This is a genomic window from Caulobacter sp. GW821-FHT12D05 (genome assembly GCF_058807295.1).
Window position 1 is genome coordinate 646,242 of record NZ_JBXAQO010000003.1, and the last position, 15,962, is coordinate 662,203.

A 15,962-nucleotide genomic window follows, 5' to 3' on the forward strand; every position below is an offset into this window, starting at 1 on the left:
GATACCGTGCGTCTGAAGCTTGCTCTTTTCGCCGCCGCGACGGCGTTGCTGCCGGTCGTTGGCCACGCGCAGACCGCCCCAGCGCCGTCCGCTCAGGCCGCGCCGAAGCCCGCCGCGAAAGAGGGCTCGACCTCGGTTGAAGCCGTGACGATCACGTCGGACTCCACGGCCACCCGCACCTCGATCGACAGCCGCAGCTACAGCGTCGCCAATGACCTGACGGCCAAGACCGGCTCGATCGCCGACGCCCTGCGCAACGTGCCCTCGGTCGAGGTCGACGTGCGCGGCAATGTCAGCCTGCGCGGCGACGCCAACGTCACGATCATGATCGACGGCAAGCCCAGCAACCAGTTCACCGGCGAGGGCAAGGGCGACGCCCTGATGTCGATGCCGGCCGACCAGATCGATCGGGTCGAGGTGATGACCAACCCGTCGGCCGCCTTCCGTCCGGACGGCTCGGCCGGGATCATCAACCTGGTCACCAAGAAGACCATGAAGCCGGGCACGAACGGCACCTTCCGCTTCAATGTCGACACCCTGGGCCGCCACAACGGCGGCGTCAGCGCCACGCGCCGCAACGGCAAGCTGACCCTGAGCGGCGACGCCAGCTATCGCCACGACACCCAGGACGCCCGCCAGCTGATCCAGCGCGAGACCCTGGACACCGCCAGCGGCCGCTTCCTGCCCAGCACCCAGGACGCCGACGTCCAGAACAAGGGCGGCATGGCCAACCTGCGCGGCGGCGTCGACTACGACCTCGACAAGCAGAACCGCATCAGCGGCGAGGTTCGCTATCGCCGCATGCAGTTCGACAGCGACATCCACGAGACCTACGCCGCCCAGAACGCCGCCGGCGCGGGCGCTCGCGCCTATGTCCGCGACCTGGACGGCGAGATGACTCGCGACAACGCCGCCGTCAGCGCCGACTGGCGCCGGCAGCTGAAGGGCGCCGACCACCTGCTGACCTCGCACCTGGAGTACGAGGTCACCGACTTCCAGCGCGACTTCGACGCCCGCACGGCCAACACGCCGGGCGCGACGGTCTACGAGCATGTCGGCCTGGGCGTCGACCAGGAGCGGGCCAACTGGAAGCTGGACTACGTCAAGCCGCTGCCCAAGGACGTCAAGCTTAAGACCGGCCTGGACTTCGAGCTGTCCAGCAACGACTTCACCAATTTCGGGGCCAGCGGCGCCAGCACGGGCGGCCTGGTGACCGATCCGGCGCGGACCAACCGCTACCTGTACGACCAGGACGTCTATGCCGGTTACGTCACCTACGAGCGCCCGTTCGGCGACTTTACCGTCCAGGGCGGCTTGCGGGCCGAGCAGGTGCAGATCGACCTGAACGACGTCACCCACGCGGTGCGAGCCGACAACAGCTACTTCAAGGTCTATCCGACCCTGCACACCGGCTATCGCCTGAACGAGAACCAGAACCTCAGCGCCAGCTTCAGCCGCCGCGTCCAGCGGCCGGGCGCCCAGGACCTGCATCCGTATCGGGTCTATATCGACCCGTTCAACTACCGGCAGGGCAACCCGAACCTCAAACCCCAGATCACCGACTCGTTCGAGCTGGGCTACCAGTACCGCAAGGGCCCGACGACCTATCTGGCCACGGCCTATTTCCGTGACGCCAAGGACGGGGTGACCGACGTGGTCAGCAACCTGGGCAATGGCGTCTTCCTGACCACCCGCGAGAACCTGGGCAAGAGCCGCAGCGGCGGCGTCGAGCTGGTCGCCAACGGCCGCCTGACCAAGACCCTGACCTACAACCTCTCGGGCAACGTGTTCTGGAACGAGATCGACGCGGCCAATCTGGGCTTTGCCGGCAACCGTTCGGGCACGACCCTGTCGGGCCGCGCCAACCTGAACTGGCAGGCCACGCCCAAGGACTTCTTCCAGGCCAACGTCTTCACCTCGGGCAAACGCATCACCCCGCAGGGCTATCGCGAGCCGTTCAAGATGCTGAACCTGGGCTATCGCCGGAAGGTCAACGACAAGCTGTCGTTCGTGGTCACGGCCCAGGACGCGGCGGACTGGTTCCAGGAGGTGGTGGTCACCGAGACCCCGACCCTGCGTGACCGCACCCGCCGCAGCGCCAATGTCCGCTCGGTGTTCTTCGGCTTCAGCTACGCCTTCGGCGGTGGCAAGGCGCGGCCCGAGCAGTTCGACTTCAGCGGCGGCGGGCCAGGCTAGGTCAGGGCCTTCTCGTAGCGCCAGACCTCGAGCGGGAACATGCCCGCCGAGGTCTCGGTGGGCACGACCTCGGTGCGGGCCAGGGTCCAGCCGCTCTTCTCGTAGAACCGCGCCGCGCGGGCGTTGCCGATGGCGCAGGCCAGCCACGGCGTGGTGATCCCCAGGTCTAGCAGCCGCGCCTCGGCGTCGGCCATCAGAGCGGCGGCTGCGCCCGTGCCGCGCGCCTCGCCGGCCAGGTAGAACTGGTTCAGCTCGTCGGCCTTGATGAAGTGGAAGCCCAGCGGCGCCCCGACCGGTCCCAGCACCCGCACGCCGGGCAAGGCGGCGGCCATGCGGTCGGTGAAGCTGTCCAGCGTGCGCAGGGCGACCAGGGCCTCGGGGACCAGCGTCAGGTGCGCGTCGCGCCAGCCCTGATGCCAGAGGCCGGCCAAGGCGGTCAGTTCGGAAGGTTCGGCGGGACGGAGGTCCATGGCGTCACTCGGTGCAGGCGTTCCTCCGCCTGCGTAGCGCGTTCGGCGGCGCGCCGCGACCCGAACAGCTCTCGCTCCGCGCGGTCCGCCCAGGGCGAGGTCAGGGCCAGCTGTTTTTCGTAGCGCCAGATCTTCAGCGGATACCAGCCGCCGGGGATCTCGGTCGGGATGGTCTGGGCGCGGGCCAGGGTCCAGCCGGTCTTCTGGCAGAAGCGGGCGGCGCGGGTGTTGCCGATCGGGCAGGCCAGCCAGGGCGTGTCGATCCCGGCGTCCAGCAGGCGCGCCTCGGCGTCGACGACCAGCATGGTGGCGATGCCCGCGCCCCGGTACTCCTCGTCGACATAGAGCTGGTTCAGCTCGTCGTCCTTGACCAGGTGGAAGCCCAGGGGCGCGCCGACCGGTCCCAGCGTCCGCACGCGGGGCAGGGCCACGGCCATGCGGTCGATGAAGCTGTCCAGCGTGCGCCTTGCGGCCAGGGCCTTGGGGACCAGCGGCAGATAGGCGTCGCGCCAGCCCTGCCACCACAGGCGGGCCAAGGGCGCGAGATCAGGGGCCTGGGCGGGGCGAACGCTCATCGACGGTCCTCCGAAGATGGCAGGACAGCCGGCGTCTTGCGCAGCGCGCCGCGCACGCTTTTGAAGACCAAGACGGTTAAGGCGGCGATCGCGGCGGGGATCAAGGCCAGGAGCCAGACCACCACGACCAGGCCGAGCTGCAGCGCCGTCACCAAGACCACCAGGGTCGGCGATTCCGGACGTTCAACAGGGGCTCGTGTCACCGACAACATGCTGTCCGCACTAGATAAAACAGCCCCCGATACCGCAACCATAGACCTATTTTGAGTTTCAACCCAGAAGAGAATTTTACAATTCACTGCAGGTTTTTTAGGAAATTCTTAAGCTTCTTTACATGGTCAGGCTCGTTTACTTTTGAGCCTCTTTAACCATACGCCACGCCGCGATCACCGCGGCGACCGTGATCTCGCCGTCGCGGTCGGTGGTGGCGGCCGACGAGACCGAGACCCGCATCACCCAGCGTCCCCGCCAGGTCGCCGCGCCGATGAAGGCGATGGCGTCGGCCTGGATCTGCTCGACCGTGGCCAGGGTGGCGGCGTCGTCGTCGCCAAAGCGGACCATGAACTGGTTCAGCACCACCTCGGCGACCAGGTCGACGCCGGGCTCGGCGGCCAGGGCGCTGGCCATGTCCGACGCGATGCGGCAGCCGCGCTCGACCAGCTCGGCAATGCCGGAGCGGCCGTACTGGCGCAGCATGGCCCAGGTCGAGAGGCCCCGCGCCCGCCGCGACAGCTCGGGCACATAGGCCGAGGGCTCGCGGTCCGCGCCTTGGGCCGGTGGCAGGTAGCTGGCCGAGATGGCCATGGCCCGGCGGTGGGCCTCGGCGTCGCGGACGATGGCGAAGCCGCAGTCATAGGGCGTCTGCAGCCACTTGTGGCCGTCGGTGGCCCAGCTGTCGGCCTGGTCGACGCCGGCCAGCTGGTCGGCGCGGCCGGGCGCGGCGCGTCCCCACAGGCCAAAGGCGCCGTCGACATGCAGCCAGGCCCCGGCCGCCTTGGCCATCGGCGCGATCTCGAGGAAGGGATCGCTGGCTCCGGTGTTGATCTGACCGGCCTGGGCGATGGCGATGACCGGGCCTTCTCCCTTGATCGCCTGCTCGAAGGCCGACGGCAGCATGCGGCCCAGGTCATCGGTCTCGACCGTGATCACCCGCCTAGCGCCCAGGCCCAGATACTTCAGCCCTGAGAAGACGGTGGCGTGGGCGTCGGCGCCGATCAACACCCGCACCGGCGGCGCGCCGATCAGGCCGTCGGCCTCGACGTCCCAGCCGACTTCTCTAAGCACCTCCGACCGCGCGGCGGCCAGGCAGACGAAGTTGGCGACCGTGGCGCCGGTGACGTAGCCGACCGAGGCCTGGCGCGGCAGGTCCAGGATCTCCAGCAGCCAACTGGCCGCCACCGTCTCGATCGCGGCGGCGGCCGGGGCCGAGGTGAGGTTGCCGACGTTCTGGCCCCAGGCCGAGGCCAGCCAGTCGGCGGCGACGCCCGTCGGGTGCGAATTGCCGATCACCCAGCCGAAGAACCGTGGCCCGGTCGCGGCGCGGACGCCCGGCGTGGCGCGGGTGATCAGGTCGTCGATGATCGCGCCCGGCGCGTCCGGGGTCTCGGGCAGGGGCGCATCGAAGACCGCCAGCATGTCGCGATAGGTCGCCACCGGCGTCGTCTCGGCGGCGGCGACGCCCCGTCGATAGGCGATCGCCTCCCGCGCGGCCGCCTCCATGGCCGCCAAGCCGTCTTCGAAGTCCTGCGATGTCATGGGTCCCTCCGTTCACCATGAGGGGATCCACAGGCCAAGCGGTCAAGCTGCCATGCTCTGGCCCAATTGAGGCTCGACGTTGCGTTGAGCGTTTGAGTGGCTGGATGTCCGACCAGAACCGAAATCTTTCCGTACGCCGCTATGGCGACCGTTGGGCCGTGGCGGTCGGCGACGAGGTCGTGCTGGTCTCGCGTTCGAAGCAGGACGCCGAGTCGGTGGTCGCCATCGCCAACGACGTGCTGGAACAGAGCGGCATCGACGCCGAGCGGCGATCGTTCGCGGAGGACTAGGGGAATTCCCTCTCCCCTTGCGGGAGAGGGTGGCCCACGAAGTGGGTCGGGTGAGGGGTTGAAGAACGAAAACGCCGCGACTAGCCCATCGGCCAGTCGCGGCGTTTCCTTTAGTGCGACCCCTCATCCGTCGCCCTTGGCGACACCTTCTCCCGCAGGGGGAGAAGGGAAGAGGTTAGTGGTTATGCCGGGGAAGTTTGGACGCCAGGTCCTGGTACTTCACCGCGAATTCCAAAACCCCGCCGGTCTCCAGCTGGCCCGTGTGGGCGCGGTAGATTTCCTGCCAGGGAGTCATGGTCTCAGGCACGGCCGGGATGCCTTCCTTGCGGCGCTCGGCGATGGTCGCCTCGTCCACCAGGGCGTCGCAGCGGCCGGTGTTGATGTCGATGCGGATGGTGTCGCCGGTGCGCAGCCACGACAGGCCGCCGCCGATGGCGCTTTCCGGCGAGGCGTTGAGGATCGAGGGGCTGTCGGCGGTGCCCGACTGACGGCCGTCGCCCAGCGTCGGCAGGGACATGATGCCCTTCTTCAGCAGGTGATCCGGCGGCTGCATGTTGACGACCTCGGCCGAGCCGGGCCAGCCGATCGGGCCGGCGCCGCGGATGACGAGAATGCAGCTCTCGTCGATGTTCAGCGCCGGGTCGTTGATCCGGTGGTGATAGTCGTCCGAGCCGTCGAACACGATGGCGCGGGCCTCGAACACGCCTTCCTGGCCCGGCTTGGACAGGTAGCGTTCGCGGAAGTCGGCGCCGATGACGCTGGCCTTCATGATCGCGAAGTCGAACAGGTTGCCCTTCAGCACCAGGAAGCCGGCCTTCTCGGCCAGCGGCTCGGCATAGGGGAAGATCACCTCGCGGTCGCCGGTTTCCCGGCCTTCCAGGTTCTCGGCCATGGTCCTGCCGGTCACCGTCAAGACGTCGCCATGCAGGCGGCCCTGCTGCAGCAGTTCCCACAGCACGGCGGGGGCCCCGCCGGCGCGGTGGAAGCGCTCGCCCAGATACTTGCCGGCCGGCTGCATGTTGACGATCAGCGGGATGTCGTAGGCCGCGCGCCAGTCGTCGGCGGTCACTTCCAGCCCGGCGTGACGCGCCATGGCCGCGATGTGCGGCTGGGCGTTGGTCGAGCCGCCGGCCGCCGCCACCAGGGCGATGGCGTTCTCGAAGGCCTTCTTCGTCAGGATGTCCTTGGGCTTGATGTCCTCATAGGCCAGGTCGACGATCCGCTGGCCCGTGCGATAGGCCATCTGGCCACGCTCGCGATAGGGGGCCGGGATGGCCGCGCAGCCGGTCAGCGACAGGCCCAGGGCCTCGGCGACCGCGTTCATGGTCGAGGCCGTGCCCATGGTGTTGCAGTGGCCCGCCGAGGGGGCCGAGGAGGCCGCGCGCTCGATGAACTCGGCTTCGGTGATCTCGCCGGCCGCCAGCTTGCGGCGCGAGCGCCAGATCACGGTGCCCGAGCCGACCAGCTCGTTCTCGTGCCAGCCGTCCAGCATCGGGCCGCCCGACAGCACGATGGCCGGGATGTTGACGGTGGTGGCGGCCATGATGCCGGCCGGGGTGGTCTTGTCGCAGCCGGTGGTCAGGACGACGGCGTCGATCGGATAGCCGTGCAGGGTCTCGACCAGACCCAGGTACGACAGGTTCCGGTCCAGCGCCGCCGTCGGACGACGGCAGTTCTCGAAGATCGGGTGGACCGGGAACTCCATGGGAATGCCGCCGGCGTCGCGGATCCCGTCCCGGACCCGGGTGACCAGGTCCAGGTGGATGCGGTTGCACGGCGAGATGTCGCTGCCGGTCTGGGCGATGCCGATGATCGGCTTGCCGCTGCGCAGCTCCTCCGGCGTGATCCCGTAGTTCATGAAGCGCTCCAGATAGAGCGCGGTCATGTCGATATGATCCGGGTTATCGAACCAATCGCGGGACCGGAACCGGCGGGGCGTGCGATCAGACAAGGCGAACCTCGTGTTGGGGCTGGCCCGCGACATCGACCCGAACCGCGAACAGGCCGCCGGCCAGCGGATACTGGGCCAGGGTTTCGTCGCTCAGGCCCTTGCGGGCGGTGGTGAAGAACAGGATGTTGAGGTCAGGACCGCCGAAGCAGACCTTGGTGACGTTCGGGGCGGGCAGCTCGATGCGGGCGACCAGTTCGCCTTCCGGCGAGACGCGGATCACGCCGAAGCCGCCCCACAGGGCGATCCACAGATGGCCTTGGGAATCGACCACCGTGCCGTCCGGATAGACGTCGTCGCCCAGCTTGACGTTCACGAACGCGCGCTTGTTCGACAGGGCGCCGTCCTCGGCCAGGTCATAGGCCCAGACGATCTTTTCCAGGGTATCGGTGTGGTAGAAGGTCTTGCCGTCCGGCGAGACGCACGGGCCGTTGGTGATGCAGATGTCCTTGTCCATCCGCGCCACGCCGGTCGCGTCCATGCGGTACAGCGAGCCGCTCTTGGTCGCTTCGCCGTCGTGCATGGTGCCGAACCACAGGCGGTGTTGGGCGTCGACGGTGGCGTCGTTGGGGCGGTTGTTCAGCGCGGGGTCTTCCACGGTGACCAGCGGCCTGAAGCCCAGGGCCTGGTGGAAGCGGTGCAGGCCGCTCTTGAGGCCGACGATGAAGCCGCCTTCCGGCGCCAGCGGAGCCAGGAACGTCACCTGCTCGGGCGCGTCGATGCTCAGCGTCTCGCCGTCGAGGGTGTAGCGGTGGATCTTGTGGCCCTTGATGTCCACGAACCACAGGGCGTCGCCGTGCCAGATGGGGCCTTCGCCCAGGGTGGCCTTCAGATCCCAAACGCAGGTAGCGGCGCTCATGCTCGCATCGTCTCCGTAAAACCGGTGTTGGCCGTTCGATAGGACGGGGAGGGCCTCCAGGGAAGTCCTCCTTTCGTCGAACGGCCTTGCCAGTTAGCGGCTTGGCCGATCAGCGCCAGCCCGCGTCGATCCAGTACTCGTGGCCGGTGCAGAGGCTGGCGTCGTCCGAGGCCAGGAACAGCACCAGCGAGGCGACGTTCTCCGGGACCAGGCGGCCCTTCAGGCACTGGGCCTTGACGATCTCGGCCTCGCCTTCCGGCGTGTACCACTTCTCCTGGCGCTTGGTCTTGACGTTGCCCGGCACCACGCAGGTGACGCGGATGTCGTCAGGACCCAGCTCACGGGCGAGAGCCCGGGTCATGCCCTCGATGCCGGCCTTGGCGGTTTCGTAGAGAACCAGGTCTTCGAGGCCGAGGTGCCAGCTGATCGAACCGAAGTTGATCACCGCGCCGCCGCCACGCTTGGCCATGCCCGGCGCGACGGCCTGGGTGCAGAACAGCATGTGGCGCAGGTTGACGTTGATCCGCTCGTCCCAATAGGCCGGCGTGACATCGCCCAGGCTGTGGCGGTCGTCATTGCCGGCGTTGTTGACCAGCACGTCGACGTCGCCGATCTCGGCGAACACCGCCTTGATCGAGTCCAGGTTCAGCAGGTCGCAGCGCTTGTAGACCGGCGGGATGGCCGAGCCCGAGAGCTCGGCCTCCAGCGCCTTGGAGTCTTCGTCGGCGATGTCCAGGAAGATCACTTCCGCGCCCTGGCGCGCGAAGCCGGCGGTGAGGCCGGCCCCGATCCCCGAGCCGCCGCCGGTGATGACGACGCGCTTGCCCTTCAGGCTGGGGTAGATAGCTGACGACATGCTGCTTACGACCACGAGTAGGAGGTTTTGGTCTGGGTGAAGAACTCGACCGCCGCGAAGCCCTGTTCACGGGCGCCGTAGCTGGAGCTCTTCGTGCCGCCGAACGGCACGTGGTAGTCGACGCCGGCCGTGGCAAGATTGACCATGGTCATGCCGGCCTTGGCGTGGCGCTGGAAGTGGCGCGCATATTTCAGCGAGGTCGTGGCGATGCCGGCCGACAGGCCGAACTCGACGCCGTTGGCGATCTCCAGGGCTTCCTCGTACGACCCGACGCGGATGGTCGAGGCGACGGGGCCGAAGACCTCCTCGTTGTTGATGCGCATGCCGGCTTGCGTGTCGGCGATCAGGGTCGGCTGCACGTACCAGCCCGGATTGTCCAGCTTCAGGCGATCACCGCCGGTGACCAGGCGGCCGCCTTCGCCCTTGGCGATGTCGATGTACTTGTAGCTCGTCTCCATCTGGTCTTCGGAGACGGCCGGGCCGATCTGGGTGTTGGGATCCAGAGCATCGCCAACGCGCAGGGCGGCGACCTTCTCGGCCAGCAGGGCCACGAACTTGTCGTGGATGCCGTCCTGGACGATCAGGCGCGAGCTGGCGGTGCAGCGCTGGCCGGTGGCGTAGAACGAGCCGTCCAGGGCGATGGCGACGGCGCGCTCCAGGTCGGCGTCGTCCAGGATGATCAGCGGGTTCTTGCCGCCCATCTCCAGCTGCACGCGGGCCTGGCGGGCCACGGCGGCGGCGGCGACCTGCGCGCCCACGCCCTGCGAGCCGGTGAACGAGACGCCGTCGACGTCCTTGTGCTTGATCAGGGCGTCGCCCATCGCGCCGCGGCCGAACAGCATGTTGAACACGCCGGCCGGAGCGCCGCATTCCTGCATGATATCCGCCAGCACGTTGGCGGTGGCCGGGGTCGGGCCGGCCGGCTTGATCACCACGGTGTTGCCGAAGGCCAGGGCCGGAGCCGCCTTCCAGGCCGGGATGGCGATCGGGAAGTTCCAGGGGGTCACGAGACCGAACACGCCGACGGCCTGGCGATAGGTCTGGACCTCGACGCCCGGACGGGTGCTTTCCAGGTTCTGGCCGTGGCGGCGCAGGGCTTCGCCGGCGAAGTACTTGAAGATGCGGCCGGCGCGGACGGTCTCGCCGACGCCCTCGGCGACGGTCTTGCCTTCTTCGCGGGCCAGCAGCTTACCGATGTCGGCGCTGCGGGCGATGATGGTGCTGCCGACCTTGTCCAGCAGGTCCGAGCGGACTTCCGGCGAGGCTTCCGACCACGAGGGGAAGGCCTTCTTGGCGGCGTCGACGGCGGCGTCGACCTCGGCCGAGCCGCCGTTCGGAACCTGGGCGACGATGTCGTTGGTGTTCGACGGGTTCAGGCTCTGGGTCGGGGCGTCCGAAGCGACGCGTTCGCCGCCGATGTAGTGGCGCAGGGTGTCGGTCATCGCGGTGTCTTTCGGATTAGAGGAGGCCGCGGCCGGCCAGGTTGCGGATCAGGGCCGAGATGCCGAACGTCCACGGCTGGGCCTTGTCGCAGGTGGTGACTTCGTTCTCGAGCACGCCCAGCTTGGCGGTCGAGACACGGACGCGGTCGCCGACCTTGTGCGTAAAGCCCTGACCGGCGGTGTCGCGATCCTGGATCGGGGCGAACATGGTGCCCAGGAACAGGGCGAAGCCGTCCGGATACTGGTGCTGCTTGCCGAACGCCTGACCGGCCAGCACGGCGGGGTCACGGCTGATCAGGCTCATGTTGCTGTGGCCATCCAGCACGAAGTTGTCGCGGCCGGTGATCTTCAGCGTGACCTCGGCCGAGCGGACGTCATCCAGCGAGAAGGCGTCGTCGAACAGGCGGAAGAACGGGCCGATGGCGCACGAGGCGTTGTTGTCCTTGGCCTTGCTGAGCAGCAGGGCCGAGCGGCCTTCGAAGTCGCGCAGGTTGACGTCGTTGCCCAGCGAAGCGCCGCGGATTTGGCCCGAACCGTCGCACAGCAGCACGACTTCCGGCTCCGGATTGTTCCAGTGGCTGTCATAGCGGACGCCGACATGGTCGCCCCAGCCCATCGACGACAGGGTCGGGCCCTTGGTGAAGATCTCGGCGTCGGGACCGATGGCGACCTCGAGGTACTGCGACCACAGGCCGTCCTTGATCAGGGTCTGCTTCAGGCGCTCGGCGCCGTCGGAGCCCGGGTTCACGCTCTTCAGGTCGCCGCCCATGCTGGCCGACAGCTGTTCGCGGATCTGCAGGGCGGCGGCGGCGTCGCCGCGCGCGCGCTCTTCGATCACTCGCTCCAGGGTCGAGACGGCGAAGGTCACGCCGGCGGCTTTGAGCACCTGCAGGTCGACGGGGGCCAGCAGCTTCACGGCCGCCGCGCCGTCGGCGTCTTCCCACACCGGGCGGATGTCGAGGGCTTCCAGCGGACCCTTGTCCTCGCCACGCGGGATCGCCGCGCCGGGGCCGAAGGCGTTCATCAGATCGGCGACGGTGGGGGCGATTTTCGAGACATCCTCGACGCGGCCGCCGCGCACCAGCACGGGCGTCGGGCCATCGCCGAAGTCGATACGACCCAGCAGAGTCGCGTCTTTCCAGTCTTCCGGAAGGAATTCACTCACGCCCACGGCGTCGTCTCCCCTTTGTTCGAGCGTCTCAAGGCTGCCGACAACTATCGGCGGCGCTCGTTCGTCAAATGCTTGGTAGCGCTAACATGTCGAGGCCGCAAGCACGTTGTCTGACCAATTTTGGGAAACCCAGCGGGGAGGGGCCGTCCTCCTCCTTCGACAGGCTCAGGATGAGGACGACTTGTCGCTGCGCTTCAGTCGAAACCTCATCCTGAGCTTGTCGAAGGAGGAGGTTTCGAGGCGCGAGCGTCTTATTCGCTCACCGGCCCGCTGGAATCCCGCACGATCAGCGTGTGCGGATGCATCAGCTGCCTCGGCTCCCCACCCCCGTCGCGATGGCGGCGGATTTCTTCCAGGACCAGGTCGACGGCGGCCCGGGCCATGGCGGCGATCGGCTGGTGGACGGTGGTCAGGGCCGGCCAGATGTTGTCGGCGATCGAGGTGTCGTCGAAGCCGACGATCGACACGTCACCCGGCACGTCCAGGCCCAGACGATGGGCCAGGCCCGCGGCGGCGGCGGCCATGTCGTCATTGGCGGCGAAGATGGCGGTCGGGCGCGGCTCATGGGCCATCAGCTTCTCGGCCGCTTCCAGGCCCGAGCGATAGGTGAAGTAGCCCTGCTCGACCCGGATGTCCTCCATCGGGATCCCGGCGGCCTTGAGGGCGGCCATGAAGCCGTCCAGGCGCTGCTGGCTGACGGTCTGGTTGGGGTGGCCCTTGATGAAGCCGAAGCGCTTGTGGCCCAGGTTCAGCAGGTGCTGGGTCAGCTCGTAGGCGGCCGCTTCGTTGTCGATGCGGATGGTGGCCATGTCGGTGCTGGTCGTGCCCGGCGCCACGGCCACGGCGGCCGCGCCGGCGGCCTTCACCTCGGCCAGGACCTGGGGCGACTCGCACAGCGGCGGCGGCAGGATCAGGCCGTCGACGCCGGTCTTCAGGAGGCGGGTTAGGGTGGCGCCGGCCAGCTCGGGCTCGGCGCACTTCTCGATGACGATCTGGGCGCCGGTGCGGCTGCTCTCGTCCAGGGCCCCGACCAGGAATTCCGACAGGTAGCCGGTCGAGGGGTTGTCGTAGAGCAGGCCGATGCGGAAGGGGGCGCTGCCGGCCAGGCTGCGGGCGGCGGGGTTGGGGGCGTAGTTGAGGTCGGCGATGGCCTTCTCGACCAGGGCGCGGGTCTCTTCCTTGACCGTGCTCTCGCGATTGATCACCCGCGACACGGTCATGGGCGACACGCCCGCCCGCGCGGCGACGTCACGGATCGTGGCGCTCTGGGTCGTGCGACGACGCTGGCGCTCGGCAGGCTGGCTCATTCTTTTTTCCGTCCCTTTGCGGGGCGGACACTAGACCGCTTCGGGCGCAGCTTGGAAGAGGAGTGGAAAATCCTGCTAAGACGCGGGCATGACCATGCTTGGCGCGATCATTCTGTGCGGTGGAGGTTCCCGACGGATGGGGCGCGACAAGGCCGTGCTCGACTGGGACGGCGTGCGGGCGGTGGATCGGGTGGCGGCCCTGGCGCGGGCCGTTGGCGCTGAGGCGCTGGTCACGGCTGGGGCGGATCTGAGCTTGCCGTGGGTTGCCGATGACGAGGCCGGGGCGGGCCCGGTCGGCGGGGTGCTGGCCGGGGCGCGGGCGCTGGGCTGCGAGCGGCTGCTGGTGCTGGCCGTGGATGCGCCGACCCTGAGGCCTGAGGACCTGGCGCCGCTGCTGGCGGTTGGCGGCTACTACGAGGGCTTGCCCGTGCCGATGGTGGTGGAGGCCAGCGCGATCCCCGTCGATGCGCAGGCGGGCTGGCCGTTGCGGCGGTTCGTGGAGCGGGCGGGGCTGGTGGCCTTGCCGGTCCCGGAGGGCGCGCTGGCGCGGCTGCGCGGCGCCAATACGCCGGAGGAGCGCGAGGCGCTGCGCTAGTAGACGTCGCGTCGGTAGCGGCCTTCGTCGGCCAGGCGCTCGACCATCTCGGCGCCCAGCACCTCGACCAGCACGGCGTGGACATCGCGCGACATGCCTTCCAGCGACCCGCAGACATAGATCGCCGCGCCGTTGGCGACCCAGCGGCGCAGGATGTCGGCGGCCGCGCGCAGGCGGTGCTGGACGTAGAGGCGGCTCTCCTGGTCGCGGGAGAAGGCCAGGTCCACGCGGTCCAGCAGGCCCGAGGCCTTCCAGCCCTCGATCTCGGCGCGGTGGAAGTAGTCGTGGGCGCTGGTGCGTTCGCCGAAGACCAGCCAGTTCCAGCGCACGCCGGCGGCGGCGCGGGCCTTCAGATGGGCGCGCAGGCCGGCCAAGCCGGTGCCCGAGCCGATCAGGATCAATGGGCGGTTGGCGTCCGGGGCGTGGAAGCTGCGGTTGGTCCGCACGCGAGCGTCGATCGTCTGGCCGACCTCCGCGAGGCGGCACAGCCAGCCCGAGCCCAGGCCCAACTGGCCGTCCGCGCGGTTCGTCAGGCGGACGATCAGCTCGACGGCGCCGTCGCTGGGCAGCGAGGCGATCGAATATTCGCGGTGCGGGAGCTCCGGGTCGTTCCGAGGACCGACTTCCAGGATGTCGCCGGCCTGCCAGGTCGCGTCGTCCGTCGGGACCAGGCGGATGTGCCAGGCCTCGCCGCCAGGGCTGCCGGGATTGAGCAGGGTGCGCTCGGCCAGGGTCCAGCGGCCGTAAGCGGGGCGGCTCCAGTCGGGCGCGTCGCTGACGCCGGTGAGCACGCTGAGCTGACTCTGCCAGTGGCGCAGGGCGGCCGGATCGCCGTCGTCGACCTCGACGCGGTCAAACAGCGGGGTCGCGCCCGAATGGGCCAGCCAGGCGTCCAGCGAGCGGCCGAAGGCGCAGTATTCGGTGTAGGTCGAGTCCCCCAGAGCCAGCACGCCGTAGCGCAGGGCCGACAGGTCGGCACCGTCCTTCATCACGTCGCGGATGAAGGCGCGGGCTGGGTCGGGGGCGTCGCCCTCGCCGGTGGTGCTGACCACGAACAGCGCGCGACCGGTGAGGTCCGCGGCGGTGACGGCGGAAAGCTCGCGCAGGGTGACCGGGGCGCCGGCTTCCGACAGGGCCTTGGCGGTGGCGTTGGCCAGCTCTTCGGCGAAACCGGTCTGGCTGGCGAAGGCGACCAGCACGGGCTCGCCAGCGCCTTGCGACAGGGCCTTGGCTTCTCGGCGGACGGCGGCGGTGCGCAGAGCCTCGCGCACCGCGATGCCGGCGCAGAACAGGGCGTAGATCCCGGCCACGGCGCCGGCCTCGATTAGGCGGCGAGTCTCAGGCGGAAGGACGGAGAAATCGAGCATCAGTCCAGCATCGCCCGCAGGGCCGGCGACAGGCGCTCTTCAAGACCGGCGGATCCTCGGCTGACGATCAGGGCCGCCAGGTCGCGCTCGGCGGCGAAGGCCAGGGCCGCGTCGGGGGCCATGACGGTCAGGGCCGTGGCCCAGGCGTCGGCGCTCATGCAGTCCTTGGCCAGCACTGTGACGCTGACGATCGCGTTGGTCGTGGGCGCGCCGGTGGCCGGGTCCAGGGTGTGGGCGTAGCGCTGGCCGCCATGGTCAAAGAACCGGCGGTAGTCGCCCGAGGTGGCGACGGCCAGGTCGTGCAGGGCGACGACGGTGTGCTCGGCGTCGTTGGCGCCAAAGCCGAGGGAAGTCGGGCGTTCCAGCTCGACCCACCAGGGCTGGCCGTCGGGCTTGGCGCCCGTGCCGCGCAATTCGCCGCCGACCTCGACGAGGTAGCTCTTCACCTGGGCGCGATCCAGCGCGGCGGCGGCCTGATCGACGCCGAAGCCCTTGGCGATACCGTTGAGGTCCAGGCGCAGACCGCCCGGCTGGAACAGGGCGTCACCATCGAGCGTCAGGCGTTTCCAGCCGCCGGCGTCGCGCAGCGGGGCGATGGCCTCGGCTTCGGGCGGGCTACCGGAGAATGGGCGGGGGCCGAAGCCCCAGAGGTCGGTCAGGGCGCCCAGGGTCGGGTCGAAGGCGCCGTTGGTCTGCTCGGCCACGTCGATCGCGCGGCGCAGGACCGTGGCGGTCGCGGCGGGCAGCGTCGTCCAGCTCCCGGCCGGGCTGCGGTTGTAGCGCGACAGGTCCGACAGCGGCTCCCACGGGCTCATCTCGGCCACCACGGCGTCGAGCGCGCGCTGAACCATGGCCTCGAGCGCCGGGAGGTCGGTGGTGGCCGGCAACACCGCCTTCACCGACCAGGTCGTGCCCATGGTCGCGCCGCCAAACGCGCGCACGCTGCCGCCGACGGGGCGGGCAGGCGGCGTGGTCAGGGCGGGGACGAGGACGCGGGGCATTGGCAACCAGATCGAACCCTTCCCCCTTGATGGGGGAAGGGCAGGGTTGGGGGTGATGCGGCGGTGGGGATGGCGCTGGGTCCTGACGCGGCGCCACCCCCATCCCCGACCCTTCCCCCATCCAAGGGGG

14 protein-coding genes and 1 pseudogene are annotated in these 15,962 nt (G+C 69.2%); 3 read left to right on the forward strand and 12 right to left on the reverse strand.

All coding sequences use genetic code 11. The features are described from left to right. The first annotated feature begins 6 nt into the window (after positions 1-6). Entirely contained in the window at positions 7-2,196 is a 2,190-nt protein-coding gene (locus AC1RRR_RS15865; RefSeq protein WP_492814538.1) for a TonB-dependent receptor domain-containing protein, read from the forward strand. Here the strand turns inward: AC1RRR_RS15865 and AC1RRR_RS15870 are convergent. The 4 genes and pseudogenes from AC1RRR_RS15870 to AC1RRR_RS15885 all read right to left on the reverse strand — a co-directional run. Next, positions 2,193-2,660 (reverse strand): annotated as a pseudogene (locus tag AC1RRR_RS15870) (GNAT family N-acetyltransferase); the annotation flags it as partial. The gene AC1RRR_RS15865 and the pseudogene AC1RRR_RS15870 sit on opposite strands and share 4 nt — an antisense overlap. Next, the gene (locus AC1RRR_RS15875) at positions 2,633-3,241 is read right to left on the reverse strand and encodes a GNAT family N-acetyltransferase (protein WP_492814540.1); all 609 of its coding nucleotides are present in this window, start codon (positions 3,239-3,241) and stop codon (positions 2,633-2,635) included. The pseudogene AC1RRR_RS15870 and the gene AC1RRR_RS15875, both read right to left, overlap by 28 nt. Further along, on the reverse strand, positions 3,238-3,495 hold the full coding sequence (locus AC1RRR_RS15880) for a hypothetical protein (RefSeq protein WP_492814542.1): 258 nt from the start codon (positions 3,493-3,495) through the stop codon (positions 3,238-3,240). The genes AC1RRR_RS15875 and AC1RRR_RS15880 overlap by 4 nt, the downstream gene beginning before the upstream one ends. Positions 3,496-3,589: 94 nt before the next feature. Beyond that, a complete protein-coding gene (locus AC1RRR_RS15885) occupies positions 3,590-4,996 on the reverse strand; it encodes a pyridoxal phosphate-dependent decarboxylase family protein (RefSeq protein WP_492814544.1) in 1,407 nt (468 codons plus the stop codon). Positions 4,997-5,100: 104 nt separating this feature from the next. On the opposite strand from AC1RRR_RS15885, the gene AC1RRR_RS15890 reads away from it, so the two are divergent. Continuing rightward, positions 5,101-5,286, forward strand: coding sequence for a hypothetical protein (locus AC1RRR_RS15890; protein WP_492814545.1), 186 nt, complete (start codon positions 5,101-5,103; stop codon positions 5,284-5,286). 175 nt (positions 5,287-5,461) lie between these two features. Here AC1RRR_RS15890 and xylD read toward each other — a convergent pair whose 3' ends face one another. The 6 genes from xylD to xylR all read right to left on the reverse strand — a co-directional run bounded on the left by xylD (position 5,462) and on the right by xylR (position 12,869). Further along, on the reverse strand, positions 5,462-7,237 hold the full coding sequence (xylD, locus tag AC1RRR_RS15895) for a xylonate dehydratase XylD (RefSeq protein ID WP_492814546.1): 1,776 nt from the start codon (positions 7,235-7,237) through the stop codon (positions 5,462-5,464). Beyond that, positions 7,230-8,093 carry a D-xylonolactone lactonase gene (gene xylC / locus AC1RRR_RS15900; protein WP_492814547.1) on the reverse strand — a complete coding sequence of 288 codons (864 nt, stop codon included), beginning with the start codon at positions 8,091-8,093 and terminating at the stop codon, positions 7,230-7,232. The genes xylD and xylC overlap by 8 nt, the downstream gene beginning before the upstream one ends. Positions 8,094-8,202: 109 nt before the next feature. Next, positions 8,203-8,949 carry a D-xylose 1-dehydrogenase gene (xylB, locus tag AC1RRR_RS15905; RefSeq protein ID WP_492814549.1) on the reverse strand — a complete coding sequence of 249 codons (747 nt, stop codon included), beginning with the start codon at positions 8,947-8,949 and terminating at the stop codon, positions 8,203-8,205. Between the two features lie 5 nt (positions 8,950-8,954). After that, complete coding sequence (locus AC1RRR_RS15910) at positions 8,955-10,391, reverse strand: aldehyde dehydrogenase family protein (protein WP_492814550.1); 1,437 nt, start codon at positions 10,389-10,391, stop codon at positions 8,955-8,957. A gap of 16 nt (positions 10,392-10,407) precedes the next feature. Next, entirely contained in the window at positions 10,408-11,562 is a 1,155-nt protein-coding gene (locus AC1RRR_RS15915) for a fumarylacetoacetate hydrolase family protein (RefSeq protein ID WP_492814552.1), read from the reverse strand. A gap of 251 nt (positions 11,563-11,813) precedes the next feature. Continuing rightward, positions 11,814-12,869: a transcriptional regulatory XylR gene (gene xylR / locus AC1RRR_RS15920; protein ID WP_492814554.1), complete on the reverse strand. Its 1,056-nt coding sequence runs from the start codon at positions 12,867-12,869 to the stop codon at positions 11,814-11,816. Positions 12,870-12,957: 88 nt separating this feature from the next. Here xylR and mobA point away from each other — a divergent pair, with 88 nt between their 5' ends. Beyond that, the gene (gene mobA, locus AC1RRR_RS15925) at positions 12,958-13,464 is read left to right on the forward strand and encodes a molybdenum cofactor guanylyltransferase (protein WP_492814556.1); all 507 of its coding nucleotides are present in this window, start codon (positions 12,958-12,960) and stop codon (positions 13,462-13,464) included. Here the strand turns inward: mobA and AC1RRR_RS15930 are convergent. Next, complete coding sequence (locus AC1RRR_RS15930) at positions 13,461-14,831, reverse strand: sulfite reductase subunit alpha (protein WP_492814557.1); 1,371 nt, start codon at positions 14,829-14,831, stop codon at positions 13,461-13,463. The genes mobA and AC1RRR_RS15930 overlap by 4 nt on opposite strands. Further along, positions 14,831-15,832, reverse strand: coding sequence for an FAD:protein FMN transferase (locus AC1RRR_RS15935; RefSeq protein ID WP_492814559.1), 1,002 nt, complete (start codon positions 15,830-15,832; stop codon positions 14,831-14,833). Before AC1RRR_RS15935 ends, AC1RRR_RS15930 begins: the two co-directional genes overlap by 1 nt. Between the last annotated feature and the right edge of the window lie 130 nt (positions 15,833-15,962).